Below are 19673 nucleotides of genomic sequence, written 5' to 3'. Positions count from 1 at the left end.
CAGACGCGAAAAAGCGGCCAGTGGCCGCTTCGTCGTTGATGGGCCGGAGCCCTTTGCACCTTGGCAAGGCGCAAGGGCTATGCCTTACAGCCCCAGGGCTGCAATACCCGCCTTGGCGATCTGTGCATCTTCAGGTGCCTTGACACCGCTGACGCCCACGGCGCCCAGGCATTCACCATCCTTGATGATCGGCACGCCGCCTTCGAGCATGCCGTCGATCAGCGGAGCGCTCAGGAAAGCGGTGCGGCCACCATTGATCATGTCCTCAAAACCCTTGCTCTCGCGGCGGCCCAGCGCCGAGGTGCGGGCCTTGGCCACGCAGATGTGGGCGGACACGGGAGCTGCGCCATCGCGGCGGATCATGCCCAGCAGGTTGCCGCCGTCGTCCACCACCGCAATGCTGACGATCCATTGGTTCTTGACCGCTTCGGCCTCGGCCGCATTCAACACCGCCTTGACATCGGCCAACTCCAGCACTGCTTTGGTTTTCATGGTAACTCCTTGGAAAATATTCGGGAAACCCGGTTGTTCAGCCTGCCAGCTTAACGGTATTTCACCGCCCTAATCAAGCACAGGCATCACAGCATTTGTGCCTAAAACGGGGGTAATACCCTGTCGTCATCAGGCTGCTGCGTTTTCTGGCGCAGCGCTCGGCTCGCCAGCATCGGCCGTATCCACGGCGCCCGTATCCACGTCGGTCGCATCTGCCTCGGTCTTGACCGACGGCGCATGGCCATCCCATTCGAACACGGCCATGCTCTCGACGTGGGCGGTATGCGGGAACATGTTGACCACGCCTGCGGCCACACAGCGGTAGCCGGCCTGGTGCACCAGCAGCCCGGCATCGCGCGCCAGCGTCGCGGGGTTGCAGCTCACATAGACGATGCGCTGGGGCGGTGTCCAGCCCTTGGCGCTGTCAGGCAGCGGCGCGGTATCAGGCACTTGGTGGCGCGCCTTGTGGATGTCGGCCAGCGCCTTGGACAGCGCAAACGCGCCTTCACGCGGAGGGTCGACCAGCCACTTGTCGGCCTGGCCGTCGGCGATCAGCATCTCGGGCGTCATCTCGAACAGATTGCGCGCCACAAAGCGCGTGGGCGCCAGCGCGCTGCCTTCGGGGCGCGTCGCATTGTTGGCGGCATAGTTCTCGTGCGAGCGCTGCACCAGGGTCTCGGAGCCCTCGATGCCCAGCACCTCGCCGGCCATCGTGCCGATCGGCAACGTGAAGTTGCCCAGGCCGCAGAACCAGTCGATCACGCGCTCGGTCTTCTTGGCATCCAGCAGGCGCAGCGAGCGCGTCACCAGCACCTGGTTGATGTGGGGGTTGACCTGGGTGAAGTCGGTGGGCTTGAACGGCATCGTGATGCCGAAATCGGGCAGCGCATAGGACAGCTGTTCGCCGATGCCATCCATCAGGTGCACGGTGTCCGGCCCCTTGGGTTGCAGCCACCATTGCACCTTGTGGGCTGCGGCGAAATCGCGCAGGCGCTGCAGATCGGCCTCGCTCAGGGGCTCCAGGTGGCGCAGCACCAACGCGGTGACCTGGTCGCCACAGGCGACCTCGATCTGCGGGCAGGTCTCGCGGGCATCGAGGCTGCCGATCAGCGCGCGCATGGGCATCAGCAAGGCGTCGACATGCGGCGGCAAGATCTTGCAGGTTTCCATGTCGGCGATGTAGCGGCTCTTGCGCTCATGGAAGCCCACCAGCACCTTGCCCTTCTTGGCGACATAGCGCACCGACAGGCGCGAGCGGAAGCGGTAACCCCAGCTGGGCCCCTCGATGGGGCGCATCACCGTCTCAGCCACCACCTTGCCCAGGTGCCAGAGGTTGTCTTCGAGCACGCGCTGCTTGGTGGCAATTTGCGCGCCCACATGCAGATGCTGCATCTTGCAGCCGCCGCAGGCGCCGGCATGCAGGCCAAAGTTGGGGCAGCCGGGCCGCACGCGCTGCGACGACTCGCGGTGGATCTGCAGCAGATCGGCCTGCTCCCAGTTGTTTTTCTTGCGCCGCGTCTTGGCGCTCACCCATTCGGTAGGCAGCGCGCCATCGACAAAGACAACCTTGCCATCGGCGCGGCGTGCCACGCCCTGGGCATCCATGTCCATGGACACGATCTTCAACGCATCTGCGGGGAACTGCGCCGCTTCGGCGGCATCGGGGGATTCGGGAATATTCTGTGGGGTCTGCGCTTGGCTCATCCCGGTATTTTCGCAGGCTGGGCAATGGCCTGCGGCCAACCTCTGGCAATTTGGCGCAGGCAGACGCAAAAAAGGCAGCCTGCGAGCTGCCTGCCATGCATGGACGCCACGGTGTGCCGCCACCGCTGCCTATTTACTGCGCCGTGATCATGCTGCCCAGGCTCAGCTGGTCAGTGACCATGTTGGCGCTGCTCGAGGTGAGCTTCTTGCCGCCTGGCAGTGCATGCACCTCGGTGACGCATACGGCATGGTTGGGCGTAAAGACAACACGGCTGCCGCTGGGCAGCTCGCTTGCCGTCTGGTGCAGCGGCTTGGACATGTCCACCGGTGGCTCAGCGCTGCGATAGATCACTTCATTCTTGCTGTCATAGACCGTGTAGCAGGCAGCCTGCGCCCAGGCCGATGCCGTGAGCGCCAGCATCGCAAGCGCTGTGGATTTGAAGCTGTAACTGGAACCGGACATGGTTGGAACTCCCGCAATATTTTTTATCGATACGGCGAAGTTACCAAATTTTCCTAAACGCTGCATCCCCATTTCCAGAGGAAAGGTCAAGAAAAATCAACCAAAAACAAAAACTTACACAAATCCAGCAAGCGAGCAGCATTTATCAATGCCAGTATTGATAATTATTCTCATTCAGTGTTATTATTCGCCCATCGCCGCTGTCAGGGGCCTTGTGCATGCACACATGCCCAACGCCCTCGCAACGGTGATTGTTTCATCGTGGGGCGACTCTTGGGGCCCGTTCAGCTCCAGGGTCGTTTTGGCCAGCCAACGATCTTTTCGCACAGCCACGCATTTTTTCGATGAAACCCGCGCAGCCGATGCGCACTCGCCTATCGCAACCGCTGCGACGCTCTTTGCTCCAAACGGCCCTGCTCTGCTGCACTGGCCTGCGACCTCGACAACGCCCCCCAAGCTCTGGCACCGACGGCTACAACTCGCCTTGTCGCAATCCGCTCGAGCGCCTGACCTGGCGCTCCGTCGCCTCTTCCAGCACCGCGAAATTGCTGCTGCCGCCAGCCACGACCGTCAGCCAGCGCTTGGCCCGGGTTATGCCGGTGTAGACCAGCTCGCGGGTCATGATCGGCGACAGGCTGGGCGGCAATACGACGGCCGCATGGTTGAACTCCGAGCCCTGTGATTTGTGGATGGTCATCGCATACACCGTCTCGACCGCCTGCAGCCGGCTGGGCAGCACCCAGCGCAGGCCCTCGCTGGTGGCAAACACTACGCGCAGCGCGCCCTGCGCTACCGCGGCGCCACTTGCCCCGCCAGCGTCAAGCCCCTGGCCCGCCGGCATCTGCACCGTGATGCCGATATCGCCATTCATCAGCTTGAGGCTGTAGTCATTGCGGGTCACCAACACCGGGCGGCCGGCATACCAGCCGCTGCTTTGCGCAATCAGCTCGCGGTGGGCCAGCAGCTGGGCAATGCGCTCATTGAGCCCTTCCACACCCCAGGGGCCGCTGCGCAGCGCGCAGAGCACCTGAAACTCGCCATGTGCCCGCAACAGGCGCAGCGCCCATTGGTTCAAGGCCTCCGGGATGGGGTTGGCCGGCATCTCGCGCAGCACCTGCAGGTAGTGGCCATAGCCCACCGGCCCCGCATCGCGCTTGGCCGCACTGTCGACAAAGCGTTTGCCGCCGCCATCCAGCACCAGCTGGGCCAGCGACGAATGCGTCAGATCCGGCACCGCATACGCGGCCAGATCGGGGTAGCCCGCTTTCAGCAGCGGCTTGATCGCCTTGCGCCGCCCGGTATTGACGACGCCGGCTAGCCGGCCGATGCCGCTGTCGGCATGAAAGCGGTGGCTGACCCGCAGCATGGCCACCGCCTGGTCCAGCGGCTTGCCTGCTATGTCCTGCAGCTCGGCGGGCACCTGCTGGCCAGTCACCTGCTGCAGCCACTGCGCCGTTTCGTGCCAATAAAGGCCCCGCTCGGACTGGGCGCAGAGCTCGCCCAGCACCGCGCCGGCCTCCACCGATGCGAGCTGGTCCTTGTCGCCCAGCAGTACCAGCCTGGCCTGCGGCGGCAGGGCCGACAGCAAGGCCGCCATCATCTCCAGATCGACCATCGAGGCCTCATCGACCACCAGCACATCGAGCGCCAGCGGGTGCTGGGCATCATGGCGAAAATGCCGACTGTCGGGCCGGCTGCCCAGCAGCCGGTGCAGGGTTTGGGCCTCCGTAGGGATCAGCGGTTTGAGGCTGCGCGCCTCACCACTGCCCGGCGCTGGCGGCACCGCAGGAAGCTGCGCATCCCCCAGGCGCTGCAATGCCTGCACGATCGATTCGGAAAGGCGCGCTGCCGCCTTGCCGGTGGGCGCAGCCAGACAGATGCGCAGCGGCCGCCTGTCCTGCTGCAGCGCCATGCTCTGCAGCAGCGCCAGCAGCTTGACCACCGTGGTGGTCTTGCCGGTGCCGGGGCCGCCGGTGATGATGGAAAAGGCGCTGGAGGCCGCCAAGGCGCAGGCCATTTTCTGCCAGTCCGGCGCATCGGAAATCGGATTACCCGCCGGTGGAAACAGCTGGTCCAGCGCCTGGCGCAGCATCGCGTCTTGCGCGGCGCTGCGGCCCTGGCGCAGATGCTGGCTGGCAGTGATGCGCTGGCCAATCGCCTGCGCCACATCCTGCTCGTACTGCCAGTAGCGGCGCAGATAGAGGCGATCACCTTGCAGCACCAGCGGCGTGCCGCCCTGGCTGGGTTTGCCAGGTGCGGCCACCAGTGCGCTCGCCTGCAAGGCCGATTGCCACTGCAGCAGGTTGACCTGGGCCAGCAGCTCGCTGGGCAGCGGCAAGGGCGTGGGCTCGGTGGCGCCGCTGCCCTGCGCCACGGTATCGGGCGGCAGCGACAGCGCAAAACGGCTGTTGTCCAGGGTAGCCTGCAGATCCAGGCAGACATGGCCCCGGCCCAGTTGGTGGCTGGCCAGCGCGGCGGCCAGCAGCACCAGCGGTGATGCGGCGGGATCGAGTTCGTGCAGAAAAAGCACCAGCGCCTGGTCCAGGCTGCGCAGCCAGCCATGGGCGGTCCAGCGCTCTACCGTGTGCAGCAGGCTGGCGGTGGCGCCGTCGGGCACGGCCAGCGTGCGGGCAGCCGATCGCTGGGTGGGCAGGCCATCTTGAGCCTGGCCGTTCTCGGGCATACCGTCCTGGGGTTCTGTCGTCATTGCATTCATCATCATTGCGCAAACAGCGCATCGAGCGCATCCATCAGTGCACGCGGGGGCTTGTCATGGTAGAGGCCCTGGTGGTCCGCACCGACGCCCCGCAAAAACCAATACTGCACGCCGCCCACATCGCGCTCGTAGTCATAGCCGGGCAGGCGCTGCTGCAGCAGGCGGTGCAGCGCGTAGGTGTACAGAACATACTGCAGGTCATAGCGGTGCTGCAGCACGGCAGCGGCCATGGCTTCTGCCGTGTAGGCCGCACTGTCCGCACCGAGCCAGTTGGATTTGTAGTCCATCACATAGTAGCGGCCGCCCTGCTCGAACACCAGGTCCATATAGCCCTTGAGCATGCCGTGCAGCTGGTTGGCCAGCAGCGCGGGCCGGGGATGGCCGGGCAGCACATGCTGCTGCACCAGCGCATCGAGCTGGCCGGTCGAGGCCCGGTGGATCGACAGCCAGAACTCCATCTCGACCTGGTAGTCGCCCAGCGACTGCAGTGCGACCGGGCTGTCGACCGGCGTGTCGACCTGCCTGTCAGTGGGCGCACCCTGCAGCCGCAGCGGCGTTTGCAGCCATTGCCGCACAAAGCCTTGCAGCGGCTCGGCCCAATCGGCCCAGCCGCGCACCTGGCAGCGGTAGGCGATGATGCCATCCAATGCCGCAGGCCTGCTGAGCACCGTGGCAAAACCCTCTTGCGCGCACCATTCCAGCAGCCCGTGCAGAAAGTTGCCGGCGTCAGGCCCCTTGGGAAAGGCATGCAGGCTACCGGGCTCCGGCTGGCCGGGCGTGGCCGCATCGGGTGCGGGCTCTTGCGGCTCCAGGTACTGGTCCTGCTGCGCCGTTTCGGGTTCAGCGGCTGTCAGCGCGTCTTCGATCCAGAGGCTCGGCGAAGGGGCGGCATAGCCCAGCCGCTCGGTCAGCGCCGAGAAGCTGGCGATCCACCAGTGCTCATCGGCCTGCCGGCGCGTTTGGCGCGCCGCAAAGGCGGCGGGCGGGCGCTCAGGTTGGTAGCGCTGCAGGCTGACCTCGGGCACGGGCTGCACGGCCATCTGCGGACAGCCGCTGGCAAAGTCCTGCAGATAGGCATGCAGTTCTAGGTCAGGCAATTTTTGCCCGCCGGCCAGCAGGTAGCCGACGGCGCTTTTCTCCAGGCTGCCCGCGCGGCTCATGCCCTTGGCCAGCGGCGCCACGCCCAGCCACAGTGCGTACTGGGCGCGGGTCAGCGCCACATAGAGCAGGCGCATGTCTTCGCTCAGGCGCTCGTCGTTATTGGCGCTGACGGCGTCCTGGTGCTTGTTGTTCAGCTCCACCACCAGGCCGCCCGATGCGGCATCGTGGTACTGCGCATAGCCCCGGCTCTTGCCATCAAAATCGCGCCAGCTGCTGATGAAGGGCAGCAGCACCAGCGGGTACTCCAGCCCCTTGGACTTGTGGATGGTGACCACCTTGATCAGATCGGCATCGCTTTCCAGGCGCAGGATTTCTTCCTCGCCCTCGGGGCTGTCCATCTGCTCGGCCAGGCGGCGGATCAGCGCCTGCGCGCCCTCCACCTCGGTCGATGCGCGCTGCAGCCATTCGGCCAGGTGCAGCACATTGGTCAGGCGCCGCTCGCCGCCCGGCTGGGCCAGCCAGCGCGCGGGCAGGTCAAAATCAAGCAGCCACTGGCGCAGCATCGGCAACACACCCTTTTTCTGCCACAGCTGCTGCAACACGCGGGTGCGCAGCGCCAGTTGCTCCCAATGCTGCTCATCGTGGTTGAGCCGCTCCAGGTCCTGCCAGGACCAGTCCATCGACGCGGTGGCCAGCGCCACGCGCAGCAGGCCGTCATGGCCCGGCGCATTGACGGCGCGCAGCCAGCGCAGCATGTCGGCGGCCTCAGCGGTCTGGAACACCGAGTCGCGGTCCGACAGGTAGACACTGGCCAGCCCCCGGTCCTTGAGCGCATTGCGCACCAGCTCTGCCTCGGCGCGGCCCCGCACCAGGATGGCGATATCGGCTGGGCGCAGCGGCCGGGCCAGCGCATCCGCAGATGGGCCAAAACCGGCTTGGCCCGCCCGGGCGGCATTGAGCCAGGTGGTGATCTGGCTGGCTGCCGACTGCGCCATGCGCTGGCGGTAGGCCGATTCGGCCACGCCGGTGCGCGCGCTCTTGCCAGTGGCTGCGGCATCGCCCTGCTCGTCGGCGGCATCGGCCAGCGCTGGCGTGCCGGCATCCAGGGTCCACAAGGTCATCGCCGGCGTAGCCTCGCCCTGCAAAAAGAGTGCGTCACGCCGGCCGTTTGCATCGACGGCCACAAAGGGCAGGGGATTGTGCTGCGCGTCCTGCCGGAAGCGAAAGGCCGCGCGGGGATGGCCCTCGGCATGCACAAAGCAGTGGTTGATGGCCTGCACCACCGCCTGGGTGGAGCGGTAGTTGGTGCCCAGCGAGTAATGGCGCCCTTGGGTGGCAGCGCGGGCGCGCAGGTAGGTGTAGATATCGGCACCGCGAAACGCGTAAATGGCCTGCTTGGGGTCGCCAATCATGAACAGGCCCTGCGCGGGGTCGTTGTCAGCGATGCGGTAGATGCACTCAAAAATGCGGTACTGCAGCGGGTCCGTATCCTGGAACTCGTCGATCATCGCCACCGGAAACTGGCTGCGGATGCGCTGCGCCAGCGCCTCACCGCCAGGCGCATGCAAGGCGCTATCGAGGCGCTGCAGCAGGTCGTCAAAGCCCAGCTCGGCGCGGCGCTGCTTTTCCGCCTCAAGCGCGCGCTGCACATGGGCAATCGCATGGCGCAGCAGCAGCGGTTTGAGTGGCGTGGCGGACTCTGCGTCTTGCACTACGGCCTCCAGCCAGGCATCGATGGCGGCAAAGGCCGCATGCGCGGGCACGGTCACGCCTTTTTTGGCCTTGATACCCGATTGGCTGAAGGCTCGAATCTTGGCGGGGGCCGGCTCGCCATCGCTCCAGGCCGCCATGGCGGCGAGCCAGGCCTCGAACACGCCCGGCTCGTCCTTTTTGGGATAGGTCGTGCCGTTGAGACCCGGCAGCAGCGCGATGAGCAGCTGCTCCAGCTCGGCCCGGTGCTGCTGCCACAGCAGGCGTGCGCTGTTCTCCAGCGCGGTGTGGCGTGCGGCTGCCTCGCTGGCCTGGGCCAGCAATGCGGCCAGATCGACCTGGTCGGCAGGCGCCAGTGCCGCGCCGTCGTAGCGCCAGTCGGCATCCTGGCGGCTGAGCATGGGCTGGATGGCCTCTTGCAAGGCCTGCGGCGTGGCCACCACCTGGAGCAAGCTGCGCAGTGAGCTGGCGGGCAGATCATAGAACTGGCGGCGCCAGTAGTCCTGCACCACCTGGGTCAGGAGCTCGCTCTGGTCGGTGATGAGGCTCTGCTGGAACAGGCTGCCGCTGTCAAACGCATGCTCACGCAGCATGCGGTAGCACCAGCTGTGGATGGTGGAGACCGCCGCCTCGTCCATCCAGTTCGCGGCCTCGTGCAGCAAACGGGCGCAGGCGGGCCAGCGGCTGGCGGGGTAGTCGGCGCGCAGCGCCAGCAGCAAGGGGTCCACTGCCGCTTCGCTATCCGGCTCTTGCGGGTTCTGCGCAAACAGCTGGGCGGCTTCTGACAGGCGCTGGCGAATGCGGTCGCGCAGCTCTTGCGTCGCCGCATCGGTGAAGGTCACCACCAGGATATCGGGGGGCGCCAGCGGCCGGCCAAAGGCCTGCTCGCCGCCATGCTGCAGCACCAGCCGCAGGTAGAGCGCGGCGATCGTATAGGTCTTGCCGGTGCCGGCACTGGCCTCGATCAAGCGACTGCCCCACAGCGGAAAGCGCAGCGGCTCGAGTGGCAGAGTGGTATCGCTTGGCATCGCGCTCATTGCGGCCCCTCCCCATCACCCGCGTCGCCCGCATCACCCTCCGCAAAGCGCGCTAGCGCCTGCGGATGCTGGCCATTGACCAATTGCACGTGGTTCAGCATGTCGCCATAGAGCTGCTGGGCCACATCCAGCAAACCAGCGGCCAGCAGCGCATCAAAATCCGGAAACACCCGGGCCAGCTCGGCCGAGCGCTGCAGCTCACCGGTGCCCCGGTAGCTGTCGTCATAGAGCGCCGCGAGCTGGCCGGCAGATGCCGTGGGCGCCAGGCTGGCGATGGAGGTACGCACAGCGGCCGGCAAGGGCGCGCGCATGCCTTGCTGCCACAGCGCCAGCAACTGGCGCCAGGCCGCTTGCGCAGCGCCAGCGGCCAGCGAGGGAAACACCGCAATGCCCGATTCGGTACAAACCACCGTCGTCAGCGCCTGGCCCGCGTTGTGCCAGGCCAGGTGCTCGACCCAGGCGCGCACCAGGCGGTCATAGCGCAGCTGCTCGCCGGCATGCAAGCGGCCGGCAGACAGGCTGATCTTGGCGGCTTGCTGCTGGCCGGCTGCATCGGCCCAGCGCAGGCCGCGCAACCAGTCGGCCACGGCCGGGCCCTCTGCGCCATCGCTGTAGCGCAGCTCCAGTGCTGCGCTGCTCGCCTGCGGCCAGTAGCGCAGTGCCGCCGCATAGACCTGCAGCGCACGCTGGGCGGCATCGCAAGCGGGCTCCAGCGCGCAATCGGCAAAGGCGCGCAGCGGCAGGCGCCCCTCCAGCCGCAAACGCTGGGCAGCGGCATCGAGCTGCGCGCGCAGGCGGGGCGCATCGGCCGCCGCCTGGGGGTTGTCGCGCACCCAGGGCTCCAAGGCGCTCAACAAGCTGACCTGCAAGGCCCAGGCCTGCAGGCCATCGGGGGCAAACATTTCCTCGTCCTGGCCGGTTAGGTCCTCGTCCTCAAAATACACACGCAGGCGCTGGCGAAAGAAAGCAGCCACCGGCTTTTGTGCAAAGTCCTGCAGTTGGCGCAGGTTCAGCGCGGCCTCCAGCCCCATCTCGGGCAAGGCCTCCAGCGCGTCTTCGGCCGCCTCGGTCTGCAGGCCATCGCCGTGCACACCATGCCATTCCTGTGCATAGGTGTAGAGGCCATCGCTGCCCGCATGCGAGGGCGGCTGCGCGAAGTAACGTGGGCTGAAAGGCTGCAGCGGGTGCTCTTGCGTGAGCGCGCTCAGCAGCGCCTCGCCAGCGGCAGGGCCAGACAGTGCTGCGGGGGTGCCCGCCAGTTGCCAGCCCTGGGCCAGATGGTCACGCAGCTGACCGATCAGCACCGAAGGCGGCCGGGCAGTGCTGTCGCGGATGCTGCGCCCCACCCAGCTGATATAGAGCTGCTCGCGGGCGGACAGCACCGCCTCCAGCAGCAAGTAGCGGTCATCATCGCGGCGCGAGCGGTCGCCGGGCCGGTACTGCTGGCGCATCAGGTCAAAATCCAGCACCGATACCGGGCGCGGATAGGCGCCGTCATTCATGCCCAAGAGGCAGACCATCCGAAACGGAATGGCGCGCATGGGCATCAGGCTGCAAAAGCTCACCGACCCGGCCATAAAGCGCTGGTTCAGGCTGCTGGCATCCATGCCGGCCAGCCAGGCCTCGCGCGCCACCGACAGCGGCAAGGCCTCGTCAAACGCTGCCGCTTCGCACTGGCCCAGCCAGCGCTCCAGGCCTTGGATGAGTTGCATCTGCAGCAGTTTTTCATGTTCTTGCTGGGGGTCAAACAGCAAGACCAGCACCTCGCGGGCGCGCTCCACCCAGGTGCTGGGCGGCAGGTCCTGGGCCAGCAGATCGCAGGCCTGCTCCAATGCGCGCAGCAAAGCGGCCAGACCGCCCAACGCTGCAGCATCGAGGCCACCAATCTCGTCGTAGGGCTGGATGTCTCCGAGCGCCTCGCCACGGCCTACCGCAAAGCCCAGCATCATGCGGCGCAGGCCAAAGCGCCAGCTGTTGGTCTCTCCCGCCTGCGCCAGACCAATGCGGGCGCGCTGGGCGGCATCCAGACCCCAGCGCACACCGGCGCCCTCGATCCAGCGGTGCAGCAACGCGACGTCATCCGGGTCAATGCCAAAGCGCTGGCGCAGGGCATCGACAGCGAGCAGATCGAGCACTTCGCTCACCGCAAAGCGGCTCTCGGGCATCGCGAGCACATGCTCCAACGCCACCAGCATGGGCTCGCGCCCGCGCTGGCTCTGGTCGGCCAGCGAATAGGGGATGTAACGCGCATCGCTGCGGGCGATGCGGCCAAACACCGCATCGATATGCGGCGCATAGACCTGGATATCGGGCACCATGACGATGATGTCGCGCGGCCGCAGGCTAGGATCGGCGCCCAGGCGGGCGAGCAGCTGGTCGTGCAGCACCTCCACCTCGCGCTGCGGGCTGTGCGCGGTCTGAAAGCGGATGGAGGCGTCCTGCGCCGGGTCCACCGCCGGCCACAGCGCGCGGCTTTCGGCCAGCGGCCGCAGGTCCAGGATGTCGTCCTGCAACTGGGCCAGCATATGGCTGGGCTCGGCCTCACCAAACAGGTCAATGCGCCCGCCATTGACGGGCCCCAGCAGCGACGCGTACTGGTCCGGCTGGTCGAACTCGTCAATCAGGTGGATGTAGTCGCGCCCCTGCTTGCCCCAGGCGGCCAGCAGCGGATGGGCATGCTGGTGCAGGTCGTCGTCGTGGATAAGCCCGTGCATGCTGCCCTTGCGCTGTTGGCGCCGGTACTGGTGGCGCAGCAAATCCTTGTCGGCGACGATGTCCGACCAGTGGTGGCGGCAGGGGTTGTGCACGCACAGCAGCACCTGGCAGCTGCGCGAGATGGCAGCGAGCGCCTGCAAGGTCTGCGCCGGCATCGACGAGATGCCAAACACCACCACGCGGCGCGGCAGGCGGGGGACATGCGCCTGCGGCGCTTGCGGCGACTGCAGGTACTGCACAAAGCGCTGGTGCACGGCGGCGCGGCTGGTCTCCATGCCGGCGGCGCCCACATCGTCCAGCAGCGCGCGCCATAGCTGCGCCTGCCAACGCTGCTCTTCATCGAGCGGCTGGATATCGCCGCGTGCGCTGCGTAGCTGGTCGCGGCCCTCGGCCCAGTCGCGCAGCCAGTCGGCGCGGTAGACCTGGTACTGGTCAAACAGATCGGCAATGCGCTCGGCCAGTTGGTAGCGCCGGCGCTGGTCATGGTCCTCGGCCAAAAAGCGCTGCAGCGCGGCAAACGCGGGCTGGGCCAGCAGATCGGGCAAGAGGCGCATCAGCCGCCAGGTGAGCGGCTGCTTGTCCAAAGGCGATATCTCGGGCACCTCGTGCTTGCCCAGCACCGCCCGGTAGGCCTGCCACAGAAACTGCGCGGGCAGCTGCACATCGACAGCCGCGGTGATGCCGCAGCCGCCCTCTGCCACCGGCTGGGCCATCGACAGCTTGAGCCACTGCGCAATGCCATTGCTTTGCACCAGAATCGTCTCGCTCTCCAGGGGGCGGAGTGGGTAGCGCTGCATCCAGGCCACGACCAGGTCCCGCAAAGCCTCCGGATGGTTGCTGTGTATCACCATCAGGCCGGGGGTCATCGCATGGACGGGGGAGGATTGCATCAGAGGAGGAAGATCAGTCAGGATGTGCCAGTTGGGAACTTTAACGCAGGCCACCGCCTGCTGGCGTCGCCCAGGCCGGCGCAGGCCAGAAAAAAGGCAGCCTAAGCTGCCTGTGCGGATGGGAAAGGGGCGCGCCTCAGTCCACCGTCGCGCCCGAGGACTTGACCACCGGTGCCCAAGCCGCCACTTCGGACTTGATGAAGGCGCCAAACTGCTCGGGCGTGTTCTTCTCGGCCACAGCGCCGAGCTTTTCATAGGCTTCCTTGACCTGGGGCTTGTCAAAGGCGCGGTTCATCGCGGCATTGAGCTTTGCCACCACTTCAGGCGGGGTGCCTGCCGGCGCAATCAGACCAAACCAGGACGAGACATCAAAAGGCTTGATGCCGCTCTCTTCCATCGTCGGCAGATCGGGCGCGGTGGGCGAGCGCTTGGTGGTGGTCACGGCCAGCGCCTTGAGCTTGCCGGCCTTCACATGCGGCCAGGCCGACGGCATGTTGTCGAACATGAACTGCACCTGGCCGGCCATCAGGTCGGTGAGCGCAGGCGCGCTGCCCTTATAGGGAATGTGCTGGGTCTTGAGGCCCGTGCGCAGCTTGAACAGCTCCCCTGCCATGTGGATCGAGGTGCCACTGCCCGAGGACGCGTAGGAGACCTTGTCGGGGTTGGCCTTGGCAAAGGCGATCAGCTCTTGCACGTTATTGGCGGGCACACTGGGGTTCACCACCAGCACATTGGGCACCTTGGCGCCCAGCGCGACGGGTGCAAAGTCCTTTTCCAGGTCAAAGCGCACCTTGGGGTAGAGCGTCTGGTTGATCGCGCTGGTGACCGCAACGAACAGCAGGGTGTAGCCATCGTTCTCGGCGCGGGCCACCTGCTCGGTGGCGATGTTGCTGCCAGCGCCTGGCTTGTTGTCCACGACAAAGGACTGGCCCAGCTCGGCCGTCAGCTCCTTGGCCATAATGCGCGCGACCACATCGGTGGTGCCGCCAGCAGAAAAGCCCACCACGACACGCACGGTGCGCTCGGGGTACTTCTTGGGATCGGCGGCCTGCGAGGCCAGGGGCAGCAGGGCTGCGGCGCCCAGCAAGGTGGCAGCCAGCAGGTTGCGGCGCGAGGGCAGGCATGCGGCCGCAATGCGGCTGCGCGAGAATGGGCTCATGGTGTCTCCTTGGCACCTGGACGCTGAGCACATCCAGGCGATTGGCTTATTGGCTGATGGTGGCTGCAGCCTGGTGTGGCTGCATGCCACTGGGGCTTGGTGCCCCGAAAGCGGAGATTGTGCCACGGCCAAAAGGCCTGAAACCCAGATGCCCTTTAGGCGATGAGCGGTTGGCGACTAGGCAGTTGCGACCTCTGCCCGCCAGCACTCAAACCGGCCGTACCGCCCGCTCCTGCGCCAGCTTCTCGAGCATGCGGCGCGTGATCGATTGGCTCGCGCCGCCGCTGGCGACAAACAGGAACATGGTCGAGCGCGCATTGGTCCAGCTCAGCTGCTTGGGCACCCAGCCACCACCTTGGCCCAGGAACTCCAGCCAGACCCCGGCCTCCAGGCGCTTGCCGCCAATCCACAGCCCCACGCTGTCGGGCTTGGGGGCATCGAGCATCGAGCCCGTCACGATGATGGCGGGCTCATCCTCACCCATGGCGTCCACGGCCTCGGGCAGCTGAGCCCAGGCCGATGGGGTTGGCGCAGGCGACAACGCAATGGCCCCCGCAGAAGCGGGCAATGGCGCGGCCACGGCCGGCACCGCATGGCGCCCCTCTTCCTGCACCATTTGCAGCTCCACCAGCGCGCTGGGCGCCATCTGCGCGACGGCGGTGAGCACCGGTGCAATGCGCTCGGGCATCCAGCCGATGCTGGTCAGGCCGGCCTTCAGGCGCGTGAGAAGCGAGGGGATCAGCATGTCTGCATCGCTGTGCATGCTGGCACTGGCATGGGCCCCTGCCAGGGCCAACACGTCGTCCACCGCCTCTTGGTAGGCGCGGTAATGCGATGAATCCTGGCCTGAGCGCTCGGCCGCCTGCAGCAGCACCTTGGGCCAGGCGCCCGTCAAGGCTGCCAGCAGCGCCGGGTCCACATCAAAGCTGTGCAAGCTGGTGGCCAGGCGCAGCATCACCTCGGCCTCGATCTGCTCCAGGTTGGCAGACGCTCCAGGGCCTGGCGTGGCGGCGCTGGCCGCCAGCGGCGCTGGGGCTGGCTGTAGCGCAGGCTCGGGCTGATGTCCGGCTTTGGGTGCGGGCTGCGCCATCACCTCGCGCTCTGCCTGCATCTGGGCCAGTTGCGCCCAGTCGGATTCAGGGCTGATGCTGATGAGGCCCGACGCGCCCCACTGGCTCTCCAGCAGCATGCTGCTGGAGTAGCCCGAATCATTGACATCCTGCAGCGCCGACGACAGCCGGGGCTTGAGCCGCACGCCAAAGCGGCTGAGCGCCTGGGCGAAATCTGCCGCACTGGGCTGGGCCAGGGCCGACAGCGTCTCGACCGTCTCGGTCACCAGCTGCGGGAACTGCGGATCGGACAGCGCGCGGCCCTCTTCCTTGAGCACCGTGGCCTTGTCGACAATGGTTTGCACCAGCACGCGGGCGGGGTGGTCGGCATCGGTCCAGAACGAGCTGTCCTGGGCGGCCATGCGCTCCATCACCGGGATCAAGGTTTTATAGGCCCGGACGGCGCCCACGGGGCAATGCGCCGGGATGTCGAACAGGCTCTTGGTCCGCTGCACAAAGCTGCGGGTATTGTCTTTGGCGGCGCGGCGCTTGAGCTCGGCCTTGGCCAGCAGCTCGGCATAGCTGTTCATCGCCAAGGTCATGATGCGCTGGTAGCTGGTCTGCAGGTGGTCGGCCATGACGCCCACCATGTCGGGCAGAAACAGCGCGGTTGCGTCGGCAGAAATTTCCACATCGCTCAACGTGGCCTGCAGGCTGTCGAGGTATACGGTGTGGTGCAAAGGGTTACCGTTGCGCCAGTAGCGGGTGATCTTGCGCAATGGGCGGTAGACGCGCTCCAGGCCCGTCAGGCTTTGCTCGGTCTGCTGCAGCAGGTTGATCTGCATGCGGCCCCATTCGATCTGGGCGCGCAGCGCGTTGCGGTCTTCCTGCAAGCCATCGGCCTGGCCCTGGCCGCTCATCTGCGCGTGGTAGTCCTCGCGCTTGCCCTCCGCAATCGCAAAGACGGCCTGGCGCAGACGCAGCGCATACGCGAGCGGCAGTTGCGCCTTTTTGCTGGCCAGCTGGGATTGCGCGTACAGCAACAATTGTTGATCTTGTACGTTGCTGTAAGACGACAACTGCGCAGCCAAAGACGCCAAAGCCGCATTGCCCATGGCAGCCATCAAAGGCTCGGCCTCATGCAATGCCTGCTCCAGACAGGTGTCAAATACCGATACGGCCCGTTGCTCCACGCTTCACCTCTCCCAGTTGAAACGCCCGGCGCTTGGCAAAAGCGACGGGCGTACGGTGTGGGTTACTTCAGGGCTTTGTAGCGCATCCGCTTGGGCGCTGCCCCTTCTTCTCCCAACCGCTTCTTCTTATCTGCCTCGTATTCTTGATAGTTTCCATCAAAAAATACCCATTGGCTATCCCCTTCCGCCGCCAGAATGTGGGTCGCAATGCGATCGAGGAACCAGCGGTCGTGGGAAATGACCAATACTGTACCCGCATATTCCAGCAAGGCGTCTTCGAGTGCACGCAGGGTTTCCACGTCCAGGTCGTTCGAGGGCTCGTCCAGCAGCAGCACGTTGCCGCCCTGGATCAGTGTCTTGGCCAGGTGCAGGCGACCGCGCTCACCACCGGAGAGGTTGCCCACCTTCTTTTGCTGGTCCTGGCCGTTGAAGTTGAAGCGACCCGCATAGGCGCGCGAGGCCATCTGGAACTTGCCCACGTTGATGATGTCCAGGCCGCCGGAGATGTCCTCCCACACGGTCTTTTCATTGGCCAACGCATCGCGGTGCTGGTCCACAAAGGCCATCTTCACCGTCTGGCCGATTTCGACCTCGCCCGAATCGGGTTGCTCCTTGCCGGCGATCAGCTTGAACAGCGTGGATTTACCCGCGCCGTTGGGGCCGATGATGCCGACGATGGCGCCCGCCGGAATGTTCATGCTCAGGTTGTCGATCAGCAGACGGTCACCAAACGCCTTGGAGACATTCTTGAACTCGATCACGCGGCTGCCCAGACGCTCGGCCACAGGAATGAAGATTTCCTGGGTTTCGTTACGTTGCTGGTATTCGTAATCGCTCAGCTCTTCAAAGCGGGCAATACGGGCCTTGGACTTGGCCTGGCGGCCCTTGGCGTTCTGGCGCACCCATTCGAGCTCCTTCTTCAGGGCCTTGGCACGGGCTTCCTCGCCCTTTTGCTCCTGCTCCAGGCGGTTGCCCTTTTGCAGCAGCCAGTCGGAGTAGTTGCCCTTGTAGGGGATGCCATGGCCTCGGTCCAGTTCCAGAATCCATTCGGCCGCGTTGTCCAGGAAGTAGCGATCGTGGGTGATGGCCACCACGGTGCCGGTAAAGCGGTGCAGGAACTGCTCGAGCCAGTCCACCGATTCGGCGTCCAAGTGGTTGGTCGGCTCGTCAAGCAGCAGCATGTCGGGCTTGGACAACAGCAGCTTGCACAGCGCCACACGGCGCTTCTCACCACCGGAGAGTTGGCCGACGATGGCATCCCAGGCGGGCAGGCGCAGCGCGTCGGCCGCGATTTCGAGCTGGTGCTCGGAGTCGGTGCCCGCAGCGGCGATCACCGCCTCCAGCTGGCCTTGCTCGGCAGCGAGCGCATCGAAGTCGGCGTCTTCTTCCGCATAGGCGGCATAGACCTCTTCGAGGCGTGCCTTGGCATTGTTGACTTCGGCCATCGCCTCTTCAACCGCCTGGCGCACGGTGTGCTCGGGGTTGAGCTGAGGCTCTTGCGGCAGGTAGCCAATCGACAGTCCCGCCATCGGGATGGCTTCGCCTTCGAACTCCTTGTCGACGCCCGCCATGATCTTGAGCAAGCTGGACTTTCCCGAACCGTTCAGACCCAGCACACCGATCTTGGCGCCCGGGAAAAAGCTCAGAGAAATACCCTTCAGAATCTGTCGCTTCGGAGGAACCGTCTTGGTGACGTTGTTCATCGAAAAAACGTATTGAGCCATGTGTTCTTTTGGTAAATCAGTAAAAAAATATGCGATTTTTGATCGCGGCCACCCTGGGATTATCGGTGCATGCGACAATACCCGCAGTCAAAGGCTCCAGTTGCCTAGGACTTCAGCGCTAATGCTGGGGACGATGGACACAGTTCCGGGCTCCCTCTTTGAACCCATCTGCCTACCTGACTGGCTGCAATTATTCCAAAAAATTGCTTAGACGAGGCCGATACCCAGCGTCCAGGTTGGACGCATCTGATCCAATGAACTTTGAAGAACTGAATCTGGCACCTGCCATTGTGCAGGCTGTGCGCGAACAAGGCTACGACACGCCTACCCCTATCCAAGCCCAGGCTATCCCGCTCGTGCTACAAGGCTGCGATTTGCTGGCCGGCGCACAGACGGGCACCGGCAAGACGGCCGCTTTCACGCTGCCCATGCTCCAGCGCCTGACCCAATCTGAAGGCAGCCGCAACAAATGGGGCAACAAGGCCATCCGCGCACTGATTCTGGCCCCCACCCGCGAGCTGGCCGCCCAGGTCGAAGAAAACGTGCGCCTCTACGCCACGCACCTGGACATCAAGTCCACCGTCATCTTTGGTGGCGTGGGCATGAACCCACAAATCGACCGCATCAAAAAGGGCGTCGATGTGCTGGTGGCCACTCCCGGCCGTCTGCTCGATCTGCAGCAGCAAGGCTTTCTGGACCTGTCTACGGTCGAGATCCTGGTGCTCGACGAAGCTGACCGCATGCTGGACATGGGTTTCATCCACGACGTGAAAAAAGTGCTGGCGATGGTGCCCAAGGACAAGCAAAGCCTGCTGTTCTCGGCCACGTTCAGCGATGAAATCCGCGAGCTGGCCAGTGGCCTGCTGAAGAACCCGCAGTCCATCCAGGTGACGCCGCGCAACACCACGGTGCAGCGCATCAAGCAAGTGATCCACCCTGTCGGCCGCGGCAAGAAAAAGCAGGTGCTGCTGCACATCGTGCAGGAAAACAACTGGAGCCAGGTGCTGGTCTTCACCCGCACCAAGTTTGGCGCCAACAATGTGGCCGAATACCTCAGCAAGAATGGCGTCTCGGCCATGGCGCTGCACGGCAACAAGAGCCAAAGCGCCCGCACCCAGGCCCTCGAAGGCTTCAAGTCCGGCGATCTGCGCGCGCTGGTCGCCACCGATATTGCAGCACGCGGTATCGACATTGATGAATTGCCCAACGTGGTCAACTACGAGATCCCCAATGTCTCGGAAGACTACGTGCACCGCATCGGCCGCACCGGCCGCGCTGGCCGCGAAGGCAATGCCGTGAGCCTGGTGTGCATGGATGAAGAAGGCTTCATGATGGACATCGAGCGCTTCACCAAGCAGGACATTCCTGTGCAGGTGCTCGAAGGCTTTGGTCCGGAAGAAGGTGAAAAGGCCGAACCCATCGCCATGGGCCGCCAGACCATCTGGGGCGGCGCAGGCAAGGCCCCCGGCCGTGATGTGATGCAGGCAGCGGCCAAGGCTGCCCGCCAGGAAATGATGGAACGCGTGCGCACCAACAAGGTCGCTCGCGGCCCTGGTGGCAATGCAGGCGGCGGCCAGCGCGGCGGCAATGCCAAGCGCAGCCCCGGCCCACGCGCTGAACGCGCCGAAGGCGGTGCAGAGTTTGGCGGCGAAGGCCTGGACCAGGCACGCCGCGAGCAGCGCCCACCACGCCGCGACGGCCGCCAAGGCCCACGCCACCC

The 19673-nt window shown here is 65.4% G+C and carries 10 protein-coding genes; 1 reads left to right on the top strand and 9 read right to left on the bottom strand.

Annotated features, from left to right (window positions below):
* Positions 1 to 84 precede the first annotated feature (84 nt).
* From DCO45_RS09035 to ettA, 9 genes are all read right to left on the bottom strand, one after another.
* A complete protein-coding gene (locus DCO45_RS09035; protein WP_116925544.1) occupies positions 85 to 492 on the bottom strand; it encodes a heme-binding protein in 408 nt (135 codons plus the stop codon).
* Between the two features lie 129 nt (positions 493 to 621).
* Entirely contained in the window at positions 622 to 2196 is a 1575-nt protein-coding gene (gene rlmD, locus DCO45_RS09030) for a 23S rRNA (uracil(1939)-C(5))-methyltransferase RlmD (RefSeq protein WP_116925543.1), read from the bottom strand.
* A 133-nt stretch (positions 2197 to 2329) separates the two neighbouring features.
* Entirely contained in the window at positions 2330 to 2659 is a 330-nt protein-coding gene (locus tag DCO45_RS09025; protein ID WP_133248113.1) for a hypothetical protein, read from the bottom strand.
* A 472-nt stretch (positions 2660 to 3131) separates the two neighbouring features.
* Positions 3132 to 5366, bottom strand: coding sequence for an exodeoxyribonuclease V subunit alpha (gene recD / locus DCO45_RS09020; RefSeq protein WP_243419296.1), 2235 nt, complete (start codon positions 5364 to 5366; stop codon positions 3132 to 3134).
* Between the two features lie 11 nt (positions 5367 to 5377).
* Positions 5378 to 9214: an exodeoxyribonuclease V subunit beta gene (recB, locus tag DCO45_RS09015; protein WP_116925749.1), complete on the bottom strand. Its 3837-nt coding sequence runs from the start codon at positions 9212 to 9214 to the stop codon at positions 5378 to 5380.
* Positions 9215 to 9219: 5 nt separating this feature from the next.
* Positions 9220 to 12828: an exodeoxyribonuclease V subunit gamma gene (gene recC / locus DCO45_RS09010; RefSeq protein ID WP_207788062.1), complete on the bottom strand. Its 3609-nt coding sequence runs from the start codon at positions 12826 to 12828 to the stop codon at positions 9220 to 9222.
* Between the two features lie 136 nt (positions 12829 to 12964).
* On the bottom strand, positions 12965 to 13987 hold the full coding sequence (locus tag DCO45_RS09005; RefSeq protein WP_116925540.1) for a tripartite tricarboxylate transporter substrate binding protein: 1023 nt from the start codon (positions 13985 to 13987) through the stop codon (positions 12965 to 12967).
* Positions 13988 to 14195: 208 nt separating this feature from the next.
* Complete coding sequence (locus DCO45_RS09000; RefSeq protein ID WP_133248112.1) at positions 14196 to 16229, bottom strand: DUF1631 family protein; 2034 nt, start codon at positions 16227 to 16229, stop codon at positions 14196 to 14198.
* Between the two features lie 62 nt (positions 16230 to 16291).
* Positions 16292 to 17953, bottom strand: a complete 1662-nt coding sequence (gene ettA / locus DCO45_RS08995; protein ID WP_027010548.1) for an energy-dependent translational throttle protein EttA — start codon at positions 17951 to 17953, stop codon at positions 16292 to 16294.
* 254 nt (positions 17954 to 18207) lie between these two features.
* Between ettA and DCO45_RS08990 the strand changes: the two genes are divergently transcribed.
* The coding region (locus DCO45_RS08990) for a DEAD/DEAH box helicase (RefSeq protein WP_116925538.1) at positions 18208 to 19673 on the top strand (1466 nt) is incomplete at its 3' end.

This window comes from Comamonas sp. JNW (genome assembly GCF_003105075.1).
Taxonomy (GTDB): Bacteria; Pseudomonadota; Gammaproteobacteria; order Burkholderiales; family Burkholderiaceae_C; genus Comamonas; species Comamonas squillarum.
The sequence above is the reverse complement of the archived record's forward strand: the minus strand, read 5'-3'. Positions and strand labels throughout refer to the sequence as shown.

What these genes read in the sequence shown, in the direction of transcription:
- DCO45_RS09035 (WP_116925544.1), bottom strand. Translation starts at nt 492, where the DNA reads ATGAAAACCAAAGCAGTGCTGGAGTTGGCCGATGTCAAGGCGGTGTTG.
- rlmD (WP_116925543.1), bottom strand. Translation starts at nt 2,196, where the DNA reads ATGAGCCAAGCGCAGACCCCACAGAATATTCCCGAATCCCCCGATGCC.
- DCO45_RS09025 (WP_133248113.1), bottom strand. Translation starts at nt 2,659, where the DNA reads ATGTCCGGTTCCAGTTACAGCTTCAAATCCACAGCGCTTGCGATGCTG.
- recD (WP_243419296.1), bottom strand. Translation starts at nt 5,366, where the DNA reads ATGACGACAGAACCCCAGGACGGTATGCCCGAGAACGGCCAGGCTCAA.
- recB (WP_116925749.1), bottom strand. Translation starts at nt 9,214, where the DNA reads ATGCCAAGCGATACCACTCTGCCACTCGAGCCGCTGCGCTTTCCGCTG.
- recC (WP_207788062.1), bottom strand. Translation starts at nt 12,828, where the DNA reads ATGCAATCCTCCCCCGTCCATGCGATGACCCCCGGCCTGATGGTGATA.
- DCO45_RS09005 (WP_116925540.1), bottom strand. Translation starts at nt 13,987, where the DNA reads ATGAGCCCATTCTCGCGCAGCCGCATTGCGGCCGCATGCCTGCCCTCG.
- ettA (WP_027010548.1), bottom strand. Translation starts at nt 17,953, where the DNA reads ATGGCTCAATACGTTTTTTCGATGAACAACGTCACCAAGACGGTTCCT.